Genomic DNA, 24,185 nt, shown 5'->3' on the forward strand with positions numbered 1-24,185 from the left:
TACAAAGGCAATGAAAAAACTGTTAATGCTAATACCTGCCTGCGGCTTATTTGCGATGATAAGCTGCAGCCCGAAAAAGCAACCCGAACTAACCAACCAGGACGTGAGCAAAGTTGTTGGCCATATGACCAGCGTAATGATCCATGATGTTATCAATCCACCATTGGCCGCCCGTTTTTTTGCTTATACCTGCCTTGCCGGGTATGAGGTAGTTGCCGAAAACGACAAACAGACCAACAGTATGCGCGGTGTATTAAATCAATATCCCGATATCAAACACCCCAAACAAAATACAGGTTATAATTATCAGCTAAGTGCGGTACTGGCCATGTTTGAAACATCTGCCAGGCTGTTACCATCGGGTACGTTGATGCTGGGCTACGAGTCTTCCTTTATTGACTCGTGCAAAAATATTGGCTTCAGCAGCGAAGTGATCGACAGTTCAAAAAGCTATGCCAAAACAATCAGTAAACAGATCCTGGCTTATGCCAAGGCCGATGGTTACCGGAAAATAAATAACTATCCACGCTATAAGCTTAAGCAAACACCCGGTAGCTGGGACCTGACCCCGCCTGCTTACATGTTGCCGGTTGAACCATATTTTAACACTATCCGGCCTATGACGCTTGATTCGGCCGCACAATTTGTTCCTGATGCGCCTATTCCATTTTCAACGGATAAAAACTCAACTTTCTATAAATACCTGCAAATGAGCTATGCCAAAAGCGGTAACGGCTTAAAGCAGGAAGAAAAAGATATTGCCAACTTTTGGGATTGTAACCCTTTTGCTGTTCAAAATGACGGGCACATGCTCATCGGCCTAAAAAAGATCTCGCCGGGGGCACACTGGATGGGGATAACGGCCATTGCATGTAAGCAGGCTAAAGTAAACTTCTCTAAAACGGTGCAAATCAATACCGCTGTAGCCATAGGCCTGCTGGATGGTTTCATTTGCTGCTGGGAAGACAAATACCGCACCAACCGCATCAGGCCCGAAACGGCCATCCGCAGGTATATAGACCCGCATTGGAAACCCCTGTTGCAAACTCCGCCGTTTCCGGAGTATATCAGCGGGCATTCGGTAGTTCTCGTCAACAGCTGCTGTTATCCTCACGCATTATTTCGGCGATAACTTTAAATATACCGATGATGTGGAAGTAAGTTATGGCATCCCGCCAAGGCATTTCAGTTCGTTTACCCAGGCTGCTAAAGAAGCCGCTATTTCCAGGTTTTGGGGCGGTATCCATTTTATGGATGCTATTGATAATGGTATTATTCAGGGAAATAAAGTGGGCAACCTCGTTGTTGCTAAAATGAGCGGGCAAAAGAAATCGTAGATATAAGCATGGTTGTTATGAGCGGTGGCGAAAGGGTTTTTCGATAAGTGGAGTTGCTATACAGGGCGAAGATGGTGCTTTCATCTCTCATGACAACTTAAAAAGGGTGTCATGCTGAGTGATTTAAAGCTGTAGGCTCTGAAGGGGAAATAACAAGAGAGGGCCTGTCATGCTGAGTGTTTAAATCCGTGGCCTCTGAAGGTGAAATTACATAGATTTGCTGAACCGTGCAGTGTGGCCGACCGAGTTATAGTGCTTATTGCCTGTTGCTGAGTATGGTTCCGAAGCAAGAGTCTGAAGGTATGGTACGATCCCTTGTGTAGGTGATTTGTCCGATGGGTAGCCTGTCTTTTCTTTAAACTTCTTCGGGCACGGTTTAAAAAGCGTTATAAGTATGGAAAAGATGCATTTTCATGCGGCAGGTATAGATATTGGAGCCCGCAAGGTATTTGTGGGTCTTGAAGGCCAGCCGGTTCGTTCGTTTGAGACTTTCACCAGTGATCTGGTATCACTTAAGAACTATTTATTGGAGCATAAGGTAAGTACAGTGGCAATGGAAGCCACAGGAGTATACTGGTATGTACTTTACGATATTCTTTTAGATGGGGGATTGGATGTGTGGCTTGTTGACGGAAGACAGACACGCCAGTTACCAGGCAGGAAAACAGATGTAAAAGATTGTCAGTGGATACAGCAATTGCATAGTTATGGCTTGCTGAACCGCTGCTATGTATCCGAAGGTCATATCAAAGAATTGCGTAGTTATCAGCGCCTTCGTGAAGATCATCTTCGGAGTGCGGCCATGCATGTGCAACACATGCAGAAGGCCCTGATAGAAATGAATATCCGTTTGCCGGAGGTATTAAGCCAGGTCCATGGAGTAAGCGGGATGGCGTTAATCGATGCGATACTGCAAGGCGAGCGAGATCCTGATAAGTTGTTTTCACTTTGCCATAAAAAGATCAGGGAGAATAAAGGGGAAGAGCTATTGAAAGCCCTGCAAGGTCATTATACAGCGCAAGGGCTTTTTGCATTAGGTCAGGCCTATAAGGCTTATGGTTTTTATCAAGGTCAGATAATGGAATGCGACAGCCAGATTGATAGTGTTTTACAACGGATCAACAGGGATAAGAACCTGCCGCCGGGAATAAGCGAAGGAAAACGCAAGGCGATCCGTCACAACAAACCTCATATCAACAACCTGGGAGATCATCTGTTAAAAATATTTGATGGTAAGGATGCAACTAAACTTCCGGGTATTACAGATTACAACTGGTTACAGTTATACACAGAGGTGGGTTCGGATCTTAGCCGATGGCCAAGTGAAAAACATTTCACAAGCTGGCTTGGTTTATCTCCCGGCCAGGATCGTTCAGGGAAAAAGAACAAAAGTAAAAGTAAGGGTAAACCGGCCGTCGGGCAAATATTCAAACAAATGGCCCATGGATTATTGAACAGCAAGTATATCGGCTGGGGTTCATTTGCAAGAAGATTAAGGAGCAGAAAAGGTCCGGCAATAGCTATTAAAGCAACGGCCAGAAAACTGGCCGCTCAATACTGGCGTTTAATTGTAAAAGGAGCCGACTTTGCCGAAAAGGGGCTGCAAGCCTATGAAAATATCATTAAGGAACAGAAACAAAGGCGATTAGAAAAACTCGCCTTTGAATTAAATAGGGAACTTGTACCTGCTTAAATTATTATGTCATGGGTAGGCACTCGAAGCATCGTGGGCGGGCCTCTGCGCGCGAGTCTTCGACAAGCTGAGACTGACAGGCCTCTTTTGTCATTTCTTCTTCAAAGCCCAAAGGATGTTTGCTTAAATATCATCCCTTACTGATACCCCGCCGCCTGCAAACTAAATAATTCGGCGTAACGGCCGTTGTTAGTCATAAGTTCCTGGTGTGTGCCGGCTTCAAGGATCTTGCCTTTTTCCAATACGATGATCCGGTCGGCGAGCCTTGCCGTTGAAAAGCGGTGTGAGATAAGAACCGCCGATTTACCTTGGGTTAAGGACGAAAAACGCTGAAATACCTCGTACTCGGCCCGGGCATCGAGCGCTGCAGTTGGCTCGTCAAGGATGAGCACCTGTGCATCTTTCATATAGGCTCTTGCCAGTGCAACTTTCTGCCATTCGCCGCCCGATAATTCAACACCTTCGTTAAACCGCCTGCCCAGCCATTGCTCGTATCCCAGCGGAAGTTTGGCTTCAAGCGCGTCCGCAAGGCTTTCCCGGGCAGCTTTACGGATTAGTTCGGTATTGCCCTGTTCATCAATGTTTCCTACCGCAATATTCTGCGAAAAGCTCATCTGGTAACGGATATAATCCTGGAAAATAATGCCCAGGTTTAACCGGAGATCGGCAATGTCATAGTCTCTCAAATCCGCGCCATCCAGCAGGATACGCCCTTCTGTTGGGTCATATAAGCGGGCCAGTAGCTTTACAAGCGTAGTTTTGCCGGCACCGTTTTCGCCAACAAGGGCAATTTTTTCGCCGGGGTGCAGGGTGAAGTTCAGGTGCCTGTTGGCCCATGATTCGGCATTATTGTATTTAAAACCGACGTCCTCAAATGTGAACCCTTGCTTTATTGGGTTTGGAAATGGTAAAGGAGAATCGGCAACTTTGATCTTTGGTTTGATCTCAAAAAACTCATGGAAATCATTGAGATATATAGCCCCCTGCGAAACTGATGTAAACCGGTTCAGCGAATTTTCCATCAGGCTGCTCAACTGCCGGAATGAGCCCGCCAGGAAAGTAAGCGTACCTACAGAAGACTTGCCCGTAACCGTTTGATAAATAATAAAACCATACGCGGCATAGTAGCCAACACTGCCTAAGACAGAAAAGAAGGTACCCCAGGCCGAACGCCTCACGGCCAGTTTGCTGTTATCGGCATAAAATTTATCTGATAAGGTTTTAAAGCGGTTAATAATAAAATCAGACAGGCCAAAGATCTTGACTTCCTTTGCCGTTTCATCGCTCGCGCCAAGGTAGCGCACATAATCCAGCTCTCGTCGTTCAGGTGTCTGGCTCCTGGTGAGCGCGTAATTCTGGCTGTTGAAATAGCTTTCGCCCAGAAACGAAGGGATGATTGAAATGAGTAGTAACAGGATCAGCCAGGGGTTCAAAGTCAGCAAACCGGTAAGCAGGAAAGCAATTGATATAAAATCCTGGATCTGGCTCATTACCTGTGATAAAAGTATGGTACGCCCAACGGTTTGCTGCCGGGCACGCTCCAGTTTATCATAAAAAACAGAATCTTCAAACTGCTCCAGGTCCAGCGTGGCCGCATGCCGCATGATGCGCATGGAGGTATAGTTGGCAAAAAGGTCTCCCAACAGATTGTCCATCAGGCTGATCATCCGGTTTAGGCCGTCGGTTGCCACAGCCAGCAAAAATTCAATGATAACCAGTTTCCATAATTCATGCTGGCTTCCGCCGTGGCGGTTGAGCAATACTACCTGATCAATGATCAGCTTACCTACGTACAACAAGGCAACCGGCATGGCCGAACGTATAATACGTAACAAAAAGCTTGCTGTTGTTTTACCCGGACTGCTTTGCCATACCAGCCTGAAAAAATCCGGGAGATTGCTCAATGCCGACAAACGCTCTCTGAACGAAATCTTTTGTTCTGGTTTGATATTTCTTGTTTTAGCCATCTTCCGGTTTTGATAAATGCGATTTTAAACAAAAAAATGTTCATTGCTACTGCGTTGCAGGACTATGAACACATTTATGATCGTTTACTGACTAATCAGAAATTAAAATGAAAAAAGATTTGTGCAATCGATTGCACAAATCTTTTTTTATTTGTTACTTAGTCAAATAAACCATCAATAAATATTTCGGAGTTATGAGGTCGGTGAAGCTATTACTTGTCGCGCTGTTCGCTTGTTTAATATTACCGTGTTATGGAATAGTGCGCCTGCCGCAACTGGTTGCCGATGGCATGGTATTACAGCGCGATGCCAAAGTAAAGATCTGGGGATGGGCCGATGCAAGCGAAAAGATCACCGTTAATTTTCAGCATAAAACATACCGCACCGTTACTGACGAAAGCGGTTCCTGGAAAATTGCCCTTCAGCCAATGAAAGCCGGGGGCCGTATACTATGGAAATCACCGGTAATAATCGTATTACTATCCGGGACATTTTAATTGGCGATGTATGGTTTTGTTCGGGGCAATCGAATATGGTTTTGCCTATGGAGCGGGTTAAGGAAAAATATCCTGATGAAATAGCAAAAGCCAATTATCCGCAGATCAGGAATTTTTTCGTTAAAACGGAGTCTGACGTAACCAGGCAACACTCAGATCTGTTACCTGGTAAATGGGTTAAAGCCGATTCTGTAACTGTTTTAGGTTTTGGTGCCACATCATGGTTTTTTGCCAAACAGCTTTATCAAAAATATCATGTGCCTATAGGTATCATCAACTCAAGTGTGGGCGGTACGCCTATTGAGGCCTGGATCAGCAGCGAGGGCTTAAAGAACATTCAATCATATCATAACAGGATTGCCCGGTTCAGCAATACGGCATTTATGGATAGTGTATTGAAAAAGCACCCGGAACCAATAGAACAGCTTGACGCAGATAAAGGCTTAAATGAGCCTAAACCATGGTATGATACCACCTATCAGCCGCATAACTGGCACCGTTTCTGGCTGCCGGGCTACTGGGCCGATCAGGGAGTAAAAGGATTGAATGGCGTGGTATGGTTCAGGAAAGAAATCACACTGCCCGCATCGGTACAGGGCAAGACTGCTAAGTTGTATTTAGGCAGGATAGTGGATGCCGATCAAACCTATTTCAATGGGAAGTTGGTAGGAAACATTACTTATCAATACCCTCCAAGGCGCTATACATTGCCTGCCGGATTATTAAAGCCGGGTAAAAATACTGTTGTGGTACGCATTACCAATACATCGGGCAAAGGCGGTTTTGTGCCTGATAAACGATACTATCTGGCGATAGCCGGTGATACCATCGACCTTCGCGGCGATTGGCAATACAAAGTTGGGCAGGTGTTTGAACCCGTTAGGATGAAACCGGAATTTTCGGCCCAGAATGAACCTACCGGTCTTTACAACACCATGGTAGCGCCCGTTATTAATTATACCATTAAAGGTATGGTTTGGTACCAGGGCGAAAGTAATTCCAGCCGCGCATCCGAATATGGAACCTTGTTAAAGGCTCTTATTGCCGACTGGCGGAATCGCTGGCAACAAGGTAATCTTCCCTTTATATATGCACAGCTTCCTAACTTTAACGAGGTACAATATTCGCCAACAGAAAGCGACTGGGCGCAATTACGCGCCGGTCAGCTTGAGGCCCTTGAAGTGCCCAATACTGGTATGGCGGTAACCATTGATGCCGGCGAATGGAACGATATTCATCCCCTTAATAAAAAAAGGTAGGAGAAAGGCTTGCCAGGGTAGCCGAAAATGTGGTTTATGGCAAGGTAAACGTAGTACCATCAGGGCCGATTTACCAATCGGCTAAAATTGAGGGGAATAAGATTGAGATTGCTTTTAAAAATACAGGTGCGGGGCTTATTGCTGAGGATGGCGAAGAACTATCACAATTTGCGATAGCCGGGGCCGACAAAAAGTTTGTTTGGGCAAAGGCCCTTATTAAAGGAGATAAGATACTGGTTTGGAGTGATAAAATCCCTGCACCGCTTTACGTAAGGTATGCCTGGGCCGATAACCCGGATGGCGCGAATCTGTATAATAAAGAAGGCTTGCCGGCATCACCGTTTCAAACCGGGAAACTGCAATAACCATAAACCATCTTACAACCAGGAGCGATGAAAAGTACTGCCTTCTTTTTCTTACTCACATGGGCCATTGCTGCGAAAGCGCAAACCCCGGCCCCGGTAAATTTCACTGCTGACCAGGACCATAAGTATATGATGACGCAATTAGGAATTAAAACCTTGCGTAACGGGCCAAGCGGCGATGAATCGGCCCCTAATCATGCTAATTATGATGAAGCGCTGGCTAACCCTTATCCTGATTTGCCTGACGCCCTTACGCTAAAGAATGGTAAAAAGGTAACTACAGCCGAAATGTGGTGGAAACAGCGCCGCCCCGAAATTGTGGAGGATATGGAGCGTGAGGTTTATGGCCGCATCCCTGCTAATGTACCCAAAGTAACCTGGACGGTTAAAATAACCGATAAAGAGCGGGTTGGCTTTTATCCGGTGATTGCCAAACAACTGATAGGCCATGTTGATAATACGGCTTATCCGCTTATCAACGTCAATATCGAAATGACCTTAACACTCCCCGCAAATGCCAAAGGACCTGTACCTGTACTGATGATGTTTGGTCGGAGCGCGCTACCGGCGCCGGCGCAGCCCCGGCTGCTGATGTGGAAAAAATCAATGCTGCATTGAAAGAACTTCTTTTAAAAGAACATCCCGAGTTTAAAACTACTTTTGAGCAATATCCCGCTTATAATCCTATTGCCGAACAATCTCCCTTTGGTCCCGGTGGTTTTCCAGTGATGAAAGGCGACCCTCCGACTGCCACGCAACTAATTGCCAATGGATGGGGGTATGTACTTATAGATCCGTCGTCTATTCAGGCAGATAATGGCGAAGGTTTAACCAAAGGAATCATCGGTTTGGTGAATAAAGGCCAGCCCCGTAAGCCGGAGGATTGGGGCGCTTTACGTGCCTGGTCATGGGGAGCGGCACGCGCGTTGGATTACCTGGAAACTGAGCGGGCTGTTGACTCCAGACATGTAGGTATTGAAGGTGTTTCCCGCTATGGAAAGGCAGCACTGGTAACACTTGCTTTTGAACAAAGGTTTGCCATGGGGTTGATAGGTTCGTCGGGTGAGGGAGGGGCCAAGTTGCATCGCCGGAACTTTGGAGAAGCGGTTGAAAGTCTTACCGGTGGCGAATATTATTGGATGGCCGGTAACTTTATGAAATATGGTGCATCGGATGCCGTATTCGGTGCTAAAACCGCGAAAGACCTTCCAGTAGATGCACATGAGCTGATTGCCTTGTGTGCCCCGCGGTTTACTTTTATAAGCTATGGCGTGCCGGAACAGGGCGATGCCAAATGGCTTGATCAGCAGGGAAGCTATATGGCAACTGTAGCTGCGGGTTCTGTATTTAAACTGCTCGGCGCAAAGGACCTCGGCGTTTCAAACGATTACAAAACCGAAAAAATGCCACCCGTTAATACAGGGCCGCTTGATGGCGAACTTGCCTGGCGTCAGCATGATGGTGGGCATACCGACGCGCCAAACGTAAAATACTTTATTGCCTGGGCCAATAAGTTGATGCATTATGGTAAAGAAGGAAGCGGGAAATGAGGTCTCCTTCAAGTCATGCCGAATTTATTAAAACCCAATCGAATTACCCCCATCAACCTGTAAAACAACCCCGGTTACGTATTTGGCAGCATCTGTCGCCAAATAATAAACGGCTTCGGCCACATCGGCAGGTTCACCTAATTTGCCCATTGGGGTACGGCCCATCACTTTTTGCTTGCGGGCAGGATCATTATCCAGCGCCTTTGCCGACATATCTGTGGCTATAAAGCCCGGAGCAACGCAGTTAACCCTGATGCCTTGCGGCGAAAGCTCGGTAGCCATGGCTTTTGTCATGCCTTCGATGGCGGTTTTAGATGCGGTATAGGCAATAACATACGGTATGCCGTATTGTGCAGCCATCGAACTGATGTTAATTATGCTCCCACTGCCAGCTTTCAACATGATTTTTACTACCTCACGGCTTATCGCAAATACCGAAGTAAGATTGGTTTGGATCACTCTGGCGAACTCTTCATCGGTTACCTCGGCGAAAGCTTTTTTATGGTTAATGCCGGCATTATTAACCAAAATATCAGGTGCGCCAAATTCATCTTCAATTTCTGCTATCAGTTGCGGTATACCGGTGGTATCACTCAGATCATATTGCCTGTAACTGCAAAGATCGCCAAGCTGTGTTACTGCCGCAATAAGTTTTGCCTCGTCGCGGCCTATGATAATGGTTTTGATACCCTCCTCTGTGAATTTTTTGGTGGTAGCAAGGCCAAGGCCCGAGGCACCGCCGGTTACGATAGCAAGTTTGGTCTTTGAGTTCATGGATTTTTTAAGTTATTTTCTTTTGGAGGATTCACGTACTATCAATTCCGATCTGAGGATGAGGCTATGCGTTTGTTGCAGATCCTGCCTGTTTGCCAAATGATTGATAAGCATATTGGCGGCAACCTCACCCATTTCATAGCCTTTATAATTTACTGTAGTGAGATTGGGCTCAATCACACAGGCTGCCGGGTCATTATTGAAGCCCGCAACTGCTATCTGTTCGGGAATTTTGATGCCTGCCTTTTTCAGTACCTGGATACAGCTAACGGCACTGACATCATTAACTGTAAATATGCCATCGGGCAGAGGATCCATTTGTAAAATGGTTTCTGCCGCTACCGCAGCTTCTTTAGCGCTCAGGTCGTTGATGATCACCAATTGCCCATCAAAATCAATTTGGTGTTCTTCAAGAGCTTTTTTATACCCGCGCAGGCGTTCGGCGTAAACATTGCGCAATTGATTTCCGGTAATATGTACTATCCGTTTGCAGCCCTGTTCAAGCAGGTGCTTAGTTACCTCATAAGCGGCTTTGAAGTTATCGATATAGATTTGCGGATACTGCTCGTGCTCAAAAATCCTGTCGAAGAAAAGCACCGGGATATTGCGTTTGATAAAAGGTTCAAAATGCTCAATGCTGGTGGTATCATAAGCTAATGAAACCAACAGGCCGTCAACCCGGTTATTCAGCATGGCCCTGGCGTTGCTGATCTCTTTCTTCATCGTTTCTAACGACTGACTGATGATGAGGTTGTAGTTATTGTCGTTCACCACTTTTTCGATGCCTGCAATAACATCCGACATGAAACTGCTGTTGAGCCGTGGCACAATAACGCCGATGATGTTGCTGTTTTTACGGCGTAAATTGCTGGCGAACGAATTGGAGCGGTAACCCATTTCTTCGGCTGCCTTGATAATCTTCTTTTTGGTATTTTTATTAACCCGCGGGTGATCTTTGAGCGCACGGCTAACCGTAGCTGCCGAAACCTTTAATTTTTCGGCAATGTCATATATGGTTATCTCTTTTCCGCTGTCCGACATATAGTCAATCTAAAATATATAAACAATGTTGCAGGTTCGATAATAACCGCAGCCAGATTGTTCAGGGATAAAAGTATAAAATTATTACAGATTATTTAAAATTTATGCAATCGATTGCATAAATTTATCGCGTTGATAGCAATTCGTTTTTAAATAATATGGTACCAGATTTAAAACAAACTTTCAGGTGGTTTGGCCCCGGCGACCCGGTAACTTTAAGCGCAATAAAACAAACGGGAGCAGGCGGGATAGTTACCGCGCTTCATCATATACCTTGCGGGGACGTTTGGGATCGTGAAGAAATCAGGCAGCGGAAAGCGGTAATTGAAAGCGCAGGCTTTAACTGGACTGCTGTAGAAAGTGTGAATATTCATGAAAGTATCAAAATGGGTAGTGCGGAACGTGACCGCTACATTGATAATTATATCCAAACACTGCAAAATTTAGCGTCGGAGGGAGTCTTTACGGTGTGTTACAATTTTATGCCCGTATTGGATTGGACCCGCACGCATCTTGATTATCGATTAGCAAACGGTGCTTCGGCCTTGCTTTACAACGCTCCGGCTTTAGCAGCCTTTGACTTGTATATTTTAGAACGGGAGAATGCCTTTAACGAATTTACCACGGAACAACAGGCAGCCGCAAAGCATTACCTCGATGGGCTGAGTGACGAAGACAGAACGCTGTTAACCAATACAATATTGGCCGGCTTACCCGGTACGGATGAGGTTTTTACCATTGCGGAGTTTAAAGAACACCTTAACAAATACAGTGAGGTAGACGCGCAAGCATTAAAGGGAAATCTGTTTTATTTTTTACGGGCTATAATCCCATATGCCGAAAAACTGGGCATTAAAATGTGTATCCACCCTGATGATCCCCCGTTTCCTATCCTGGGGCTGCCCCGTGTAGCATCGTCCTTAAATGATCTTACTGATATTGTAAATAGTTATCCTTCAGTTGCCAATGGTATCACGCTTTGTACCGGCTCGTTAGGTGCATCGGGCAAAAATGATCTTCCTGAAATTATAAGCCGCCTGGGTGATAAGATCCACTTTTTACACCTGCGCAACGTGGCCCGGCAGTCGGATGGCAGCTTTTATGAGGCCGATCATTTAACAGGCAGTGTTGATATGTATGCCGTGATGAAAGCCATTATCAATGAACAGATAGCCCGTAAAAATGCAGGCCGGAGTGATATGGCTATCCCCATGCGACCTGATCACGGGCATAAACTACTTGATGACTTTAATTATGATACCTATCCCGGCTATTCAGTAATTGGCAGGTTAAAGGGCCTGGCCGAGTTACGTGGGTTGGAGATGGGGCTTAAACGCATACTGTACGACCAGCAAGAGCTGCAATAAATAAGGTAGCTTAAATAAGGAATCAATAATTAAATTCCTATTGTTAAAAGTCATAAAAGTTTTTATCTTGCAATCGATTGCATAAAACTAAAACTTTATAAACCATACTAAATGAAGCGGGAGCTTAACCCATTTCATTCATAAGTTTTTCAACAGATTAATTGTGTTTTTTTATAGACCGCCGATGGGTTTATAAAGCTGGAATTAATAACGTCATGGCCAAATATTCATTAACAAACAGGTGTTTACTGGTACTGCTTTTCATGGCAGCGATAAATAAAGCATATGCAGACGACGGCTATAAATTATGGCTTGAATATAATAAGGTGAGCAACAAGCAACTGGCAAACATTTACAGGCAACAGTTGCAAAACATGATCTTCCCGGCACAGTCTGACCAGCTTAAAGCTGCAAGGACCGAGCTCTTAACTGGCCTTGATGGAATGTTGGCCCTAAAGCCACGAGATACTAAAAGGACAACCAATGGGCAAACTATTATAATAGGTACGCCGCGATCACTAAAGGCTTTTTCGATAACTGCCCCCGATAGCATCGGCAGCGAAGGGTATCTTATCAAAACTGCCCTTGTCAATCAAAAGAAATGTATCATCATAACGGCCAACACCGATGCAGGGGTTATGTACGGTGTTTTTAATTTTTTAAAGCTGATCCAAACCAATCAATCTATTAATAAACTGGATCTTTCAGATCACCCAAGGATGATGTACCGGGTACTGGATCACTGGGATAACCTGAACCGTACCGTGGAGCGGGGCTACGCGGGCTCATCCATCTGGAACTGGCACAAGCTGCCAGGTGTGGTTGACCAACGTTATATTGATTATGCGCGGGCCAATGCTTCGGTAGGGATCAATGGCTCAGTTGTAAACAATGTAAATGCAGATGCCCTGATCCTTTCGCCCCAATATTTGTTAAAAGTGCAGGCTTTGGCCAATGTATTCAGAACATATGGTATCAGGATTTACCTGTCGGTAAAATTCAGCAGCCCGGTTGAGCTTGGAAGCCTAAAAACTGCTGATCCGCTTGATCCCGCGGTAAAAAAATGGTGGGCCGATAAGGCTGATGAAATTTATCGCTACATTCCAGATTTCGGCGGATTTTTAGTGAAGGCTAATTCGGAGGGACAGCCCGGTCCGCAAAGCTATGGCCGTACCCATGCCGATGGAGCAAATATGCTGGCCGATGCTTTAGCTCCTCATCATGGCATAGTGATGTGGCGTGCCTTTGTTTATGATAATAAGGTACCCGACGATCGCTTTAAGCAGGCCTATAATGAATTTAAACCTTTTGATGGAAAGTTTAGGGATAATGTGATCATCCAGGTAAAAAATGGTCCGATAGATTTTCAGCCAAGAGAGCCATTTCACCCATTGTTTGGGGCTATGCCCAATACCCCGCTGATGATGGAGTTCCAGCTTACCCAGGAATATCTTGGCTTTTCAACCCATTTGGTTTATGAAGCGCCTTTGTTTGCCGAATGCCTGCAATCAGATACTTATACACATGGCATAGGTTCAACCGTTGCGCGGGTGATCAAGGGTGATTTTAACAAAAAACTGATAACCGGCATGGCGGGCGTGGCTAATATTGGCACTGATTTAAACTGGTGCGGTCATCCCTTTGCTCAGGCTAACTGGTATGCCTTCGGTCGCATGGCCTGGAACCCTGACCAGTCTCCAGGTGTAATTGCCGCCGACTGGCTCAAAATGACTTTTAGTAATGACGATAGCTTTGTGTCGCCGGTAAAAAACTTCATGCTGCAATCGAGGGAAAATACAGTTAATTACATGACGCCGCTCGGGCTGCACCATATTATGGGGGTATCAACTCATTATGGCCCCGGTCCCTGGGTTGATAATGCCGGTCGTCCTGATTGGAATGCCACTTATTACCATAAAGCCGATTCGGCGGGGATAGGCTTTAACCGTACAGGTACGGGCAGCGATGCACTCTTGCAATATGCACCTGAAGTTAAGGCACAGTGGGAAAACCTGCAAACCTGCCCTGATGAATACCTGTTGTGGTTTCATCATTTAAGCTGGACTTATAAAATGCGCTCGGGCAGGTCATTGTGGGATGAGCTCGTTCATCATTACTATGTAGGGGCTGATTCTGTTAAGCAAATGGGGCTTACCTGGGATAAAATGCAGGGCAGGATAGATGCCGAACGCTTTACAGAGGTAAAACAATTAATGCAGGTTCAGTTAAATGAGGCTACAACCTGGCGCGATGCCTGTGTTTTATATTTCCAAACATTTTCAAAAATGCCTGTCCCGGCTATCTACCCCAAGCCGCAGCACCAGCTGGATTATTATAAAAAAATGAAGTTTTATTATGTGCCGGGCATAGGAGGCAATAACTACATGACCAATTAATCACCACCATAAACCAAACGTCAATGAGCAAGCAATTTACCACAGCAAAATTAGTTCCCGCACTTTTTGCATCCTTATGCATTTTGAGTGCATGTGACTCATCAACAAAAAAGACAGCTAATGCAGGCGATAGTACAAAAACAGATATCGGCAAAAAAGTAAAATATCTTTCCGAGCCGCTCATCAGTTCCATTTACACAGCGGACCCATCGGCCCATGTATTTAACGGCAAAATTTATATCTATCCATCGCATGATATCGATGCGGGCATCCCCGAAAATGATAACGGCGACCATTTTGCCATGAAAGATTATCACATCCTGTCGATGGATAGCATTGGCGGCAAGGTTACAGATAATGGTGTGGCACTTGATATCAAGGATATCCCCTGGGCTGGTCGGCAGCTGTGGGCGCCTGATGCAGCTTTTAAAAGCGGTACTTATTACCTGTACTTCCCGGTAAAAGATAAAAAAGATGTGTTCCATATCGGCGTGGCAACTTCTGCCAACCCGGCAGGCCCGTTCAAAGCCGAACCTGAACCAATAGCAGGAAGTTACAGTATTGACCCTGCCGTTTTTACGGATACCGATGGTAAAACCTACATGTATTTCGGTGGAATCTGGGGTGGTCAGCTTCAGCGCTGGATCTCCGGTAAATACGAGGCAGATGGATCAAAGACCGATTCGAAACAGGAAGATGCCCCAGCCATAAGCTGTAAGGTAGCTTTGCTTAAATCAGATATGAAAACTTTTGACGGTGCTGTAAAAGATGCTGTTATTTTAGACAGCCTTGGCAAACCTCTGTTGACCAAAGATCATGACCGCCGCTTTTTTGAGGGCTCATGGATGCATAAGTACAACGGTAAATATTACTTTACCTATTCAACCGGCGATACGCATTTGCTTTGCTATGCGATAGGTGATAGTCCGCTTGGGCCATTTACTTATAAGGGCGTATTTATGAAACCAGTAGAGGGCTGGACAACCCACCATTCCATCATCGAAATAAAAGGCAAATGGTACATATTTTACCACGATACCCAGCTATCGGGCAAAACACACCTGCGCAACGTGAAGGTAACCGAACTGCAGCATAATGCCGATGGTTCTATCAAGCTGATCGATCCGTTTTTGTAATCTCATCGATATGAAAATCCTTAAAGCTTTAACTCTGTTATTGCTATTGCTTGATTTGCTGGGGGCGCGTGGTTTTGCGCAGCAGGTTAAGCCAGTTATTATCCCTAACTCCGAACACCGACAAATGCACTCTAAACTGGCCGGTAATGATTATGATATTTATATTCATTACCCGGCCGGTTATGATACCGCCAAACAAAAATTTCCGGTATTGTATGTGGTTGATGGTGATAACGACTTTTCACCGTCGCTGGAGTATTTGGGACTATTGATGGCCGAATATCATATTCCCGAACCTATATTGGTGGCTATTGGCGATGGCGGCCTGATTGGTACGCCCGGCAACAAACGTAACCGTGATTTCACACCGGTTGCATTTCCCAATGTGGCCGAAAGCGGTGGTGCGCCGGCATTCCTTGCTTTTATTGAGAAGGAATTGATCCCAGCGATAGATGCCGGTTTAAAGGCCGATCCTGCAAACCGTACTCTGTACGGATATTCGATGGGGGGCCTGTTTGCCACTTATACCTTGTTTGAAAAGCCAACGCTGTTTAAAAATATCCTGATAGGCAGCCCTGCATTGGGTTATGGTAATGGAGCTGTATTTGAAACTGAAAAGCAATATGCTGCCAAACATAAAAGCCTGCCTGTAAATGTTTTTATTGAAGTAGGCGGACTGGAAACACATGGACAGGTTGTGCCTAACAAACAGCTGGTGGCGTTATTGGATAGCCGTCATTATGAAAACCTTGTTTTTAAGCATATCATTATTGAGGATGTTACCCATTTATCAGGCAAACCTGTTACTATGCTCAAGGCTTTGGCATGGGCATATGCGAGCAAATAACAGGGTTCTATTTACATCAAAATAAATAGCTATGAAGTCACCGGTATTAATATTTGTTTTTTGTTGTTTGATATTGTTTAAGGTTAAATCGCAAAGCCTGTCGCAGGGCATACCACAAGTAAAATATTATGGTAGTAATACAGAATTATTGGTAGATGGAGCGCCCTATTTAATGACAGGTGGGGAGTTAGGAAACTCAAGTGCCTCAAGCACGCCCTACATGAACCCGATTTGGCCTAAACTGCAAAAAATGCACCTCAATACCGTGATTGCACCGGTTTATTGGGAGTTATTGGAACCACAGGAGGGTAAATTTAATTTTACGCTGGTTGATTACCTGATAAAAAGTGCCCGGCAACATCATATGAAACTGGTGTTGCTTTGGTTTGGTACCTGGAAAAACAGTATGAGTTGTTATTCGCCGGGCTGGGTTAAAACCAATCAAAAACATTTTCCGCGTGTGGCAAATAGTACCGGCGGCCCCGAAGAGATTATTACGCCGTTTTCCAAAGAGGCTTTACTTGCCGATAGCAAAGCATTCAGTTCGCTGATGAGGCATATTAAAGAAACTGATAGTAAGTTTCACACTGTGATAATGGTACAGGTTGAAAACGAAATAGGCATGCTGCCGGATGCCCGCGATCATTCGAAACTGGCCGATGAAGCTTTTAACCGGCCAGTCCCGACAAAGCTAATCTCCTGGTTAAATTCGCACAAAGACAAGCTTGTACCCGAGATGCAAAAAATATGGCAGGATGGAGGGAATAAAACTTCAGGTAACTGGGAATCAGTTTTTGGCAAAAGCCCGGCTACCGACGAGCTGTTTATGGTCTGGTACTTTGCCGGATACGCTAACGCTGTGGCTAAAGCAGGTAAGGCCGTTTACCCGCTGCCGATGTATGTGAACGCAGCCCTTAACGCTCCAGGTAAAAAGCCGGGACAATACCCTTCCGCAGGCCCCTTGCCGCATTTAATTGATATCTGGAAAGCGGCAGCACCGGATATTGACTTTCTATCGCCTGATTTTTACAATCCAAATTTTAAGTATTGGAATGACCGTTATACGCGGCCTGATAACGCGTTGTTTATCCCCGAACATCGTTTTGAAGATGGGGTAGATGCGAAAGCTTTTTATGCCATTGGGCATTACAAGGCGCTGGGTTTTTCACCCTTTTCTATCGAAACAGATAACAAAACGGCAGGTGAGCCGCTTGGCCAATCTTACAGTATCATTCAGCAGTTAGCCGGTGAAATCAGTAAAGCCAAACATAAGGGGACTATAGATGGCGTACTGTTAAGCAAGGATGCAGATACGGTTCGGTTGCAAATGGGTGATTATATCCTGATAGTTTCGCATGATTTAACCCTGGGCTGGTCGCCAAAAGCTAAAGATGCAAGCTGGCCATTAACCGGAGGAATTATCATTGCTTTAGGTAATGATGAGTTTTATGTAGGGGGGACAGGGTTGGTGATCAGCTTTAAATCTGTTAAAGATGGGGAGCGTGCTGGTATTTTGCAGGTGGATGAAGGGGTATTTGTAAACGGCAAATGGCAACCCGGGCGTCGTTTAAACGGGGATGAGGATCACCAGGGAAGACATTTGAGAATCCCCGTAGGGGAATACGGGATACAGCGTATTAAGCTTTATAATTATAAATGATCAGAGGTTAAAAACCGAGGAAAATGTTTTTTAAGCACCTTCCGCGGTTTAGAGCCTTTAAGCACTCAACTAATGTTATGCGGGCATCAAATTGGTTGTAATGCCGATCCTGTTCCAGGCGTTAATGGTTATAATAGCTAAGATAACCTGTGCCAGATATTTTTCTTCCAGTACTTTGGCCGCCTGTTGATATGTTTCATCTTTTAGTTGGTTACTGATTAACGTAACTTCTTCCGTAAGCGCCAGTATCGCCCGGTCTTTCGATAGTATTAACGAATGTAGGGATCTAAAAAATGAGAGGTTCAATTATATCCGGACTGCATGTTTGTCAAGGTTTTCGAGAAATTGTTCCGCATTATTTAAATGTATTCTTCGTTTTTCGGCGGGCATTTTATCAAAAGTTTTCACCAGCATGCCCAAACGCGGGTTTTGTGAAAAGAAATTGCGGTGTACATGAATGAAACGCCAAAACAGGCCATCCCAGGTATCTTGCCAATCGCCTTTTTCCAGTCGCCCATTTTTAGCAAATAGTTGCTGCCGCTGATGTAGGGCTTGGTCATCATAAGACCGCCATCGGCAAATTGGGTCATACCGTAGGTATTGGGCACCATAACCCAATCATAGGCATCTATATACATTTCCATAAACCACTGATACACATCGTCGGGATGAAATTCGCACAGCAAAAAAATTACCCATCACCATCAGGCGCTCAATGTGATGGGTATACCCGGTAGCCAGCACCTTTTTTATCACAACGTCGACGGGGTGAATGCCTGTATTGCCTTTCCAAAACGAATGAGGAATGCGGCGTTTAAATCCCCAGTAGTTTTTAGTGCGCTGCCTGGTTCCTTCGCGCTCATATACAATATGGATAAATTCGCGCCAGCCCATTATCTGCCTTACAAATCCTTCTAAAGAGTTTAGCGGAATATCCATATCTGCGGCCACATCAAGGGCTTTATCAATAACCTGTTGCGGATTAAGCAGGCCAATGTTGAGCGTAGGGCTTAGCACCGAATGATATAAAAAACTTTCGTTTGCCACCATAGCATCTTCGTAAATACCAAAATCCCGAAAGCGTTGTTGCAAGAAATCATCCAGCCAGTGCTCTGCTTCCTCATGGGTAGTTGGATAAAAACCGCCCAGGTTGCCAAACGGCGATGTGGTGTTACCATAATTATCGGCGAAATGGGTATCTACATACAGCCGGGCTTCTTTCAGATAATCGTTTTCCGGCGATATGTTCAGCAGAGGCACTACCTCATTCTTCGGAAACCTGAGCCGGTTTTCACTATCATAGGTCCATTTACCACCAATGGGTGTTCCATCTGGTTCGAGCAAAATATTTCGCTGTCGGCGCTGGCTTATGTAAAAATCGGTTTGGAAGTAGGTTTTCTTTTTGTCAAAGAAATCGGCAACCTCGTGAGGACTATTAAGAAAATTGGGACTTCGATGTTTGATGAGCTGGATCTCATTCTCAACACAGGCCTTGTTTAATCTGCTTTCGAGCCAGTTATCGGCGGTATCGGTGTAATAAATGTTTTTGATGCCCTTTTTGGCTAATGAAGTAATCAGCCGGCGAACATCGGCAAGTGGATCCTGAGCACCAATATAGTTAACCGCAATATTTTGGCTGGCAAGATGATGCGCATAAAACTTCATCGACGCCCGGTGAAGTACCAGCTTTTTTTATTAAAACTATATTGATTGAAAAACAGTATTTCCTCCACCAAATAAGCCGGTCTTAATTGGGTTATCTGGGGATTGTGTTTGAATAACTGATGTGGGAATATAAGTGTTATGCTGTTCTGTTGCATCTAATGGATAATAGGTACAAGGCCAAATATGTTTCAAATTGTCATTATTCATTTTTATAATGCCTTGATATTCTTGTAAGCTCTTTTTGAATTCGTCGCTAAAAAGCCGCTCCGTTAAATGAGGTCAGTCATAAACGGAGCAGCCGGGATAGAATTTTTATTAAGCGAATACTTTGTTAAAAAGTAGTTGGCACGTTGTTATGCGTATAGTTTGTCCAGCATAGAAAACCGATATCGCCATTGGGCAGGCCGTTACTGTCGCATACATAATTGCTGGCGATGTAACTGGTTTCGGTAGTGCCGTAATGACGATTAGCCACTTCAATTCCCGGCCAGATAGGGTTGTTTACATTACCGTTAGGTGAGCATGGCGGCGACACGGTGCCGTGCATCAGCTTGTATTGGTAATTAAACCCGGTTAACAGGCGACTGCTGCTGGCCGAGTAAATTGACAAATCCCCCTGTATACCTGCGATGTTTGCCGCATAGCTTAAACCGGTAAGAGAGTACTGGTAATGCACATAATCATTGTGCGAGCCGCAGATCTCGCCGTCCATCGAGCCATCTGATGCAATTACATTGGGCAATACAGTTTTTACAACAGTAATGCCGTTTTGGTATACAGTTTGGCTATCTTCAAACACACCGATAGCCATTTTTGCATATCCGGCAGATACGTTCCAGTTGTTGTTAAAGTTGGGCACGTTATTGATGTAATTATCTTTCATGTTGTTCAGAAAGTTTACAAACTGGGTGTTTTCGGCCGTGGTCCAGCCGCCGCCAACACCACCGGCCGGAATATAGTATTTGATAATTTCGGCAGCCGCGGCGAAGGTAGGCGCAGCCCACGAAGCCTCAAGCGAAGCCTGGTTTGGTTGTGAGCCGGTTACGCTGAAATTCTGAAAACTATTGGCCCAGCCATCGAGTATTTGTTTTACAGTAGTAGCATATGCCGCGTTACCGGTTTTAGCCCAGCGCAGCGCCAGGGCATAGCTCAGCAGGGCATCGCCTTTAAAAGCAATTTCATCGGGTGTGGTAACTCCGCCGGCAACCTGTACAGTGGCTTTGTAGGCGCCGCTGGGGCTGTGGTTGTTGCAATAGTTTAGTACAAACTGGTAAGCCGCAAGCCGGTTGGCATCATTTGAATTGGCTTGCTGCCCCACATAATCAAGCGTTTGCTTCGTGTTGAGGATGCCGGGATGGGTAAAGCCGGTAGCCTGGGTTTTTAATGCCCGTGCGGTAGCATCATTGCTTGCCGCCGCCGGCGAGACTTGTTTTTTAGTGCAATAAGTAAAAAATAACGCCACAAAAAGGGCCAGGCCCAATAGAGTTGCAAAGGTAGTTTTTGGTTTGTTGTTCATAAATTGGTTTTTAGTTTGCAATTGGTTTCACCGGCATAGCTTATAAAACAAAGAGCTTAACGTTACCGAGGCGCGCTATTGCCTTGAATTAGGTTATACCGTTGTTTTAAGAAGATGCCAGATAATTGGTTTGATGAAACAAAATTATTGTAAAGTATTGATTAAAAGCAAGATGTAATTATTTCGATACGCTTGATTCGCAATAGTACTTCGTGATTGGGGGAGCTGTTTTAATGGGAAAAAAATTAAATTTTTTTCCCTGATACGGTTTATCCGCATAATAAATGGCGGGTTGGAGCCCGATTAAGAGTAGAGATCAACATAAAAACCAAAGCCTGCAATTGATTGCAGGCTTTGGTAAACTGATATCATGAAAGTAGGAGTTGTGCTGGCAGTATAGCTATCGGCCTCCAGCCTTTAGCTTTCCCGTTATTCATTGGTGAGAAATCCTCCTTTGCCACGATAAAGGTCAAGCTTGCCGTTAAGCTCAATTTTTATTACCGACATGTATTTATCCTGCTGGCTTTCGGGAATTGGGATATACAATAAGCCCGGTACCGCACTCCATGAAATTTTGCCGACGATTTTATAGTTTAACGGTGTTTCGCTGCCGAGAACGGTTATTTTTTTGATGCTGTTTTTTAAACCTTTCACCAATACCGGTGCGCTTGTTTTAGCCGGAACAAACAAGTATACAGTTGTTGAGTCTTTTGACAGGGTACTTGCACCATAGTAATGCCCTTGTGGCATACCGGCTACCGTATTAAAAACACCTTCGCCGTTTTTCTTGTTCCATGCACCCAGTTCTTTAAGCATGTTCACTTCTTGCGAAGGGATACTGCCATCGCCCTTAGGGCCAATATCCAGTAGTAAATTTCCACCGTAGCTTACGGCATCAGTAAAAATGCTGATGATCTCATAAGGGGTTTTAAAATTCGTGTCCTGTGGTTGATAGCCCCAGTTGTCATTGATAGTCATGCAAAGTTCCCACCATTTGTAATTAGGCCGTGATACCGGGAAGTTTTGCTCAGGGGTATCATAATCACCGAATCCCTGCAGGCGCCCGTTTATGATCGCGTTGGGATTGTAGCTTAACAGTTTTTGTCTGATGGCTGATGCTTTCCATTCATCGGCGCTGTGTTCCCAATCACCATCAAACCACCAAAGATCGGGGTTGTATTGTTTGGCCAGTTCATCCAGCTGACCGTTCATAAAGGTTAAATATTTGGCCCATTTTGCCGGCTGCGCATCAACCTTGTACCGGCTGCTGTCTTTCAAAAAGCCGGGATAGTCTGCATGGCTCCAATCAATAAGTGAAAAGTATGCTCCTGCTTTTATACCACGCGCACGCAGGGCATCATATAATGGTTTTAACAAATCTTTTTTGGCAGGTGTCTTTTTCACCACATTCAGCGAGCCATATTTGCTGTTCCATAAAGCTACACCATCATGGTGCTTAGTAGTCATTACCGCATAGCGGGCACCGCTTTCTTTAATCAGCTCTGCCAGCTCATCCGGTTTGTATTGATTTGCCGTAAAGCCTTTTAGCTGGTTCATATAATCCGGGTAGCTGATCTTTTTGTTATGAAAACTCCAGCTTTCATCTATCCCCTTTACAGAATAAATGCCATAATGAATAAATATGCCCAGCTTACCATTGGCAAACCATTGCATTTTTTCTTTGATCTCATCAGGATTTACACGGTGTTGCGCTTGTGCGTAACCGGTGTATAGCATGGTATAAAATACCATGAAAAGGTGTGATAGATTTCTTCTCATTTTCAAAAGTAATTATTGATTTTATAAATCTATATCATACTTTTTAAAAAAATAAAAAGTTTTCTTTTGTTATTAAATTAATTTATTTAAATATGCAGATATAAACCCCTGCTACATGTTTCTTAAGCATATTGACCTTATTAAAGGACTTTATTACAGTAAAACAGCTTCCCTTAACGACCTGAGTATTTATACTGGCCGAAGCATTCCTTATGTGACCAAAGGGATAGCCGACTTGATGAAGTTAGATATTGTAAAGGAAGTAGGTATAAGGGCCTCAAGCGGAGGCAGAAAGCCCGCAACTTATTCATTGATAGCTGATACCGGTTTTATCATTTCGGTAGCTATGAACCAGTTTTTGACAAGAATTGTAATTGTCAATATGAATAATGAGTTTGTGGGAGAGGTGCAGGAGTTTGAATTAAAACTGGGCGATAACAAGGATGCTATCCATTCATTGATAGCCTGTATCAAGGCTGTAGTTGTTAATTCAGGATTAGCCCAAGATAAGTTTTTAGCTATAGGGATTACCATGCCTGGATTTATTGACGCGTTTTTGGGTAATAACCTGAGCTTTCTTAAAGTCCCGGACGAAACATTGGTAACCTACATTGCCAAACACGCCGGACTACCTGTATTTATTGAAAATGACTCGACAGCCATAGCTTTGGCTGAGCAAAAATTTGGACTTCCCATTGCCCGTAATAACTCCATGATCATTAACCTGGGCTGGGGTGTTGGTTTGGGGATGATTATCAATAAAGAGATATTTAAAGGACACAGCGGTTTTGCGGGAGAGTTTAGCCATTTGCCGCTTCATAAAAACGGAAAGCTATGCTCATGCGGTAAGCAGGGCTGCCTGGAAACAGAAGCTTCTTTGCTGGCTATTGAAGCTAAAGCTGCTGAAGGCCTGAAACAGGGGCAGGTTAGCAGCCTCCTAAAATACGATACCGTATCGGCAGATAATATCATTGATGAAGCACTTAAAGGTGATGCCTTTGCAATAAAAATCATTGCCGAGGCAGCTTATTTTATTGGTCAGGGCTTGGCCATATTGCTGCATTTAATGAATCCCGAAAGTATCATTTTAAGCGGAAAGGGGAGCGTTATCGGTAAATTATGGCTCAGCCCCATTCAGCAGGCCATGAACGAGCACTGCATTCCCCACTTAACCACCTACACCCAATTGGCGGTTTCAAACCTGGGCAATAACGCGCAACTGTTAGGAGGCGTAACCACGGTGATTGAAAATCTATATAAACTTAATCCGCAGGCCAATATTTCCGAGCCTACATAAACATATTCAAGGTCTTTTTTTAACTCAATTAATCAATTT

The 24,185-nt window shown here is 44.7% G+C and carries 22 protein-coding genes; 14 read left to right on the plus strand and 8 right to left on the minus strand.

The genetic code is table 11. The annotated features are described in order from the left end of the window. Nucleotides 1-10 precede the first annotated feature (10 nt). From ACRQ5D_RS11800 to ACRQ5D_RS11810, 3 genes are all read left to right on the plus strand, one after another. Complete coding sequence (locus ACRQ5D_RS11800; RefSeq protein WP_432329029.1) at nt 11-1,132, plus strand: hypothetical protein; 1,122 nt, start codon at nt 11-13, stop codon at nt 1,130-1,132. Nucleotides 1,133-1,151: 19 nt separating this feature from the next. Beyond that, on the plus strand, nt 1,152-1,337 hold the full coding sequence (locus ACRQ5D_RS11805) for a hypothetical protein (RefSeq protein WP_432329031.1): 186 nt from the start codon (nt 1,152-1,154) through the stop codon (nt 1,335-1,337). Between the two features lie 394 nt (nt 1,338-1,731). After that, nucleotides 1,732-3,030 (plus strand): IS110 family transposase, encoded by a 1,299-nt coding sequence (locus tag ACRQ5D_RS11810; protein WP_432329032.1) that lies wholly within the window; start codon nt 1,732-1,734, stop codon nt 3,028-3,030. Between the two features lie 137 nt (nt 3,031-3,167). Here the strand turns inward: ACRQ5D_RS11810 and ACRQ5D_RS11815 are convergent, their stop codons facing one another. Continuing rightward, on the minus strand, nt 3,168-4,997 hold the full coding sequence (locus tag ACRQ5D_RS11815) for an ABC transporter ATP-binding protein (protein ID WP_091175614.1): 1,830 nt from the start codon (nt 4,995-4,997) through the stop codon (nt 3,168-3,170). Nucleotides 4,998-5,191: 194 nt separating this feature from the next. Here ACRQ5D_RS11815 and ACRQ5D_RS11820 point away from each other — a divergent pair, with 194 nt between their 5' ends. From ACRQ5D_RS11820 to ACRQ5D_RS11840, 5 genes are read left to right on the plus strand one after another with little or no spacing between them, the layout of a single operon-like run. Beyond that, nucleotides 5,192-5,494 carry a hypothetical protein gene (locus tag ACRQ5D_RS11820; RefSeq protein WP_432329033.1) on the plus strand — a complete coding sequence of 101 codons (303 nt, stop codon included), beginning with the start codon at nt 5,192-5,194 and terminating at the stop codon, nt 5,492-5,494. Next, on the plus strand, nt 5,449-6,753 hold the full coding sequence (locus tag ACRQ5D_RS11825) for a sialate O-acetylesterase (protein WP_431199688.1): 1,305 nt from the start codon (nt 5,449-5,451) through the stop codon (nt 6,751-6,753). The genes ACRQ5D_RS11820 and ACRQ5D_RS11825 overlap by 46 nt, the downstream gene beginning before the upstream one ends. A gap of 29 nt (nt 6,754-6,782) precedes the next feature. Continuing rightward, the gene (locus ACRQ5D_RS11830) at nt 6,783-7,118 is read left to right on the plus strand and encodes a hypothetical protein (protein ID WP_431199689.1); all 336 of its coding nucleotides are present in this window, start codon (nt 6,783-6,785) and stop codon (nt 7,116-7,118) included. Nucleotides 7,119-7,145: 27 nt separating this feature from the next. Continuing rightward, nucleotides 7,146-7,736, plus strand: a complete 591-nt coding sequence (locus ACRQ5D_RS11835; RefSeq protein WP_431199690.1) for a hypothetical protein — start codon at nt 7,146-7,148, stop codon at nt 7,734-7,736. Then, nucleotides 7,712-8,668 carry a hypothetical protein gene (locus ACRQ5D_RS11840; protein WP_431199691.1) on the plus strand — a complete coding sequence of 319 codons (957 nt, stop codon included), beginning with the start codon at nt 7,712-7,714 and terminating at the stop codon, nt 8,666-8,668. The genes ACRQ5D_RS11835 and ACRQ5D_RS11840 overlap by 25 nt, the downstream gene beginning before the upstream one ends. Before the next feature lie 27 nt (nt 8,669-8,695). On the opposite strand, the gene ACRQ5D_RS11845 is transcribed toward ACRQ5D_RS11840, so the two are convergent. Together ACRQ5D_RS11845 and ACRQ5D_RS11850 are read right to left on the minus strand one after the other, a co-directional pair. Continuing rightward, nucleotides 8,696-9,442, minus strand: coding sequence for an SDR family NAD(P)-dependent oxidoreductase (locus tag ACRQ5D_RS11845; RefSeq protein ID WP_091175606.1), 747 nt, complete (start codon nt 9,440-9,442; stop codon nt 8,696-8,698). A gap of 12 nt (nt 9,443-9,454) precedes the next feature. Continuing rightward, nucleotides 9,455-10,483, minus strand: a complete 1,029-nt coding sequence (locus ACRQ5D_RS11850) for a LacI family DNA-binding transcriptional regulator (RefSeq protein WP_091175604.1) — start codon at nt 10,481-10,483, stop codon at nt 9,455-9,457. A 158-nt stretch (nt 10,484-10,641) separates the two neighbouring features. Here ACRQ5D_RS11850 and uxuA point away from each other — a divergent pair, with 158 nt between their 5' ends. From uxuA to ACRQ5D_RS11875, 5 genes are all read left to right on the plus strand, one after another. Beyond that, complete coding sequence (gene uxuA, locus ACRQ5D_RS11855) at nt 10,642-11,850, plus strand: mannonate dehydratase (protein WP_091175601.1); 1,209 nt, start codon at nt 10,642-10,644, stop codon at nt 11,848-11,850. Nucleotides 11,851-12,065: 215 nt separating this feature from the next. After that, nucleotides 12,066-14,246, plus strand: a complete 2,181-nt coding sequence (locus ACRQ5D_RS11860; RefSeq protein WP_091175599.1) for an alpha-glucuronidase family glycosyl hydrolase — start codon at nt 12,066-12,068, stop codon at nt 14,244-14,246. A 23-nt stretch (nt 14,247-14,269) separates the two neighbouring features. Further along, on the plus strand, nt 14,270-15,382 hold the full coding sequence (locus ACRQ5D_RS11865) for a glycoside hydrolase family 43 protein (RefSeq protein ID WP_091175597.1): 1,113 nt from the start codon (nt 14,270-14,272) through the stop codon (nt 15,380-15,382). A gap of 10 nt (nt 15,383-15,392) precedes the next feature. Further along, nucleotides 15,393-16,229, plus strand: coding sequence for an alpha/beta hydrolase (locus ACRQ5D_RS11870; protein WP_091175595.1), 837 nt, complete (start codon nt 15,393-15,395; stop codon nt 16,227-16,229). A 31-nt stretch (nt 16,230-16,260) separates the two neighbouring features. Next, the gene (locus tag ACRQ5D_RS11875; RefSeq protein WP_091175592.1) at nt 16,261-17,889 is read left to right on the plus strand and encodes a DUF5597 domain-containing protein; all 1,629 of its coding nucleotides are present in this window, start codon (nt 16,261-16,263) and stop codon (nt 17,887-17,889) included. Between the two features lie 75 nt (nt 17,890-17,964). On the opposite strand, the gene ACRQ5D_RS11880 is transcribed toward ACRQ5D_RS11875, so the two are convergent. From ACRQ5D_RS11880 to ACRQ5D_RS11900, 5 genes are all read right to left on the minus strand, one after another. Next, complete coding sequence (locus tag ACRQ5D_RS11880; RefSeq protein WP_091175589.1) at nt 17,965-18,195, minus strand: carboxymuconolactone decarboxylase family protein; 231 nt, start codon at nt 18,193-18,195, stop codon at nt 17,965-17,967. Nucleotides 18,196-18,293: 98 nt separating this feature from the next. Beyond that, nucleotides 18,294-18,527: a hypothetical protein gene (locus ACRQ5D_RS11885; RefSeq protein ID WP_432329038.1), complete on the minus strand. Its 234-nt coding sequence runs from the start codon at nt 18,525-18,527 to the stop codon at nt 18,294-18,296. Continuing rightward, nucleotides 18,508-19,575, minus strand: a complete 1,068-nt coding sequence (locus ACRQ5D_RS11890; RefSeq protein ID WP_431200777.1) for a cryptochrome/photolyase family protein — start codon at nt 19,573-19,575, stop codon at nt 18,508-18,510. The genes ACRQ5D_RS11885 and ACRQ5D_RS11890 overlap by 20 nt, the downstream gene beginning before the upstream one ends. A gap of 310 nt (nt 19,576-19,885) precedes the next feature. Beyond that, the gene (locus tag ACRQ5D_RS11895) at nt 19,886-21,070 is read right to left on the minus strand and encodes an alginate lyase family protein (protein ID WP_091175583.1); all 1,185 of its coding nucleotides are present in this window, start codon (nt 21,068-21,070) and stop codon (nt 19,886-19,888) included. Nucleotides 21,071-21,499: 429 nt separating this feature from the next. Continuing rightward, complete coding sequence (locus ACRQ5D_RS11900; RefSeq protein WP_091175580.1) at nt 21,500-22,849, minus strand: alpha-L-fucosidase; 1,350 nt, start codon at nt 22,847-22,849, stop codon at nt 21,500-21,502. A 115-nt stretch (nt 22,850-22,964) separates the two neighbouring features. Here ACRQ5D_RS11900 and ACRQ5D_RS11905 point away from each other — a divergent pair, with 115 nt between their 5' ends. Continuing rightward, on the plus strand, nt 22,965-24,146 hold the full coding sequence (locus tag ACRQ5D_RS11905) for an ROK family protein (RefSeq protein ID WP_091175577.1): 1,182 nt from the start codon (nt 22,965-22,967) through the stop codon (nt 24,144-24,146). Nucleotides 24,147-24,185 lie beyond the last annotated feature (39 nt).

The organism is Mucilaginibacter sp. P25 (assembly GCF_050859465.1).
GTDB classification, from domain to species: Bacteria; Bacteroidota; Bacteroidia; order Sphingobacteriales; family Sphingobacteriaceae; genus Mucilaginibacter; species Mucilaginibacter gossypii.

Bases quoted from the DNA above. Each gene is read 5' to 3' on its own strand.
- ACRQ5D_RS11900 (WP_091175580.1), bottom strand. From the start codon at position 22,849: ATGAGAAGAAATCTATCACACCTTTTCATGGTATTTTATACCATGCTA.
- ACRQ5D_RS11865 (WP_091175597.1), top strand. From the start codon at position 14,270: ATGAGCAAGCAATTTACCACAGCAAAATTAGTTCCCGCACTTTTTGCA.
- ACRQ5D_RS11895 (WP_091175583.1), bottom strand. From the start codon at position 21,070: ATGAACAACAAACCAAAAACTACCTTTGCAACTCTATTGGGCCTGGCC.
- ACRQ5D_RS11905 (WP_091175577.1), top strand. From the start codon at position 22,965: ATGTTTCTTAAGCATATTGACCTTATTAAAGGACTTTATTACAGTAAA.
- ACRQ5D_RS11885 (WP_432329038.1), bottom strand. From the start codon at position 18,527: ATGTATATAGATGCCTATGATTGGGTTATGGTGCCCAATACCTACGGT.
- ACRQ5D_RS11810 (WP_432329032.1), top strand. From the start codon at position 1,732: ATGGAAAAGATGCATTTTCATGCGGCAGGTATAGATATTGGAGCCCGC.
- ACRQ5D_RS11835 (WP_431199690.1), top strand. From the start codon at position 7,146: ATGAAAAGTACTGCCTTCTTTTTCTTACTCACATGGGCCATTGCTGCG.
- ACRQ5D_RS11815 (WP_091175614.1), bottom strand. From the start codon at position 4,997: ATGGCTAAAACAAGAAATATCAAACCAGAACAAAAGATTTCGTTCAGA.
- ACRQ5D_RS11850 (WP_091175604.1), bottom strand. From the start codon at position 10,483: ATGTCGGACAGCGGAAAAGAGATAACCATATATGACATTGCCGAAAAA.
- ACRQ5D_RS11845 (WP_091175606.1), bottom strand. From the start codon at position 9,442: ATGAACTCAAAGACCAAACTTGCTATCGTAACCGGCGGTGCCTCGGGC.
- ACRQ5D_RS11820 (WP_432329033.1), top strand. From the start codon at position 5,192: ATGAGGTCGGTGAAGCTATTACTTGTCGCGCTGTTCGCTTGTTTAATA.
- ACRQ5D_RS11825 (WP_431199688.1), top strand. From the start codon at position 5,449: ATGGAAATCACCGGTAATAATCGTATTACTATCCGGGACATTTTAATT.
- ACRQ5D_RS11870 (WP_091175595.1), top strand. From the start codon at position 15,393: ATGAAAATCCTTAAAGCTTTAACTCTGTTATTGCTATTGCTTGATTTG.
- ACRQ5D_RS11800 (WP_432329029.1), top strand. From the start codon at position 11: ATGAAAAAACTGTTAATGCTAATACCTGCCTGCGGCTTATTTGCGATG.
- ACRQ5D_RS11875 (WP_091175592.1), top strand. From the start codon at position 16,261: ATGAAGTCACCGGTATTAATATTTGTTTTTTGTTGTTTGATATTGTTT.
- ACRQ5D_RS11860 (WP_091175599.1), top strand. From the start codon at position 12,066: ATGGCCAAATATTCATTAACAAACAGGTGTTTACTGGTACTGCTTTTC.
- uxuA (WP_091175601.1), top strand. From the start codon at position 10,642: ATGGTACCAGATTTAAAACAAACTTTCAGGTGGTTTGGCCCCGGCGAC.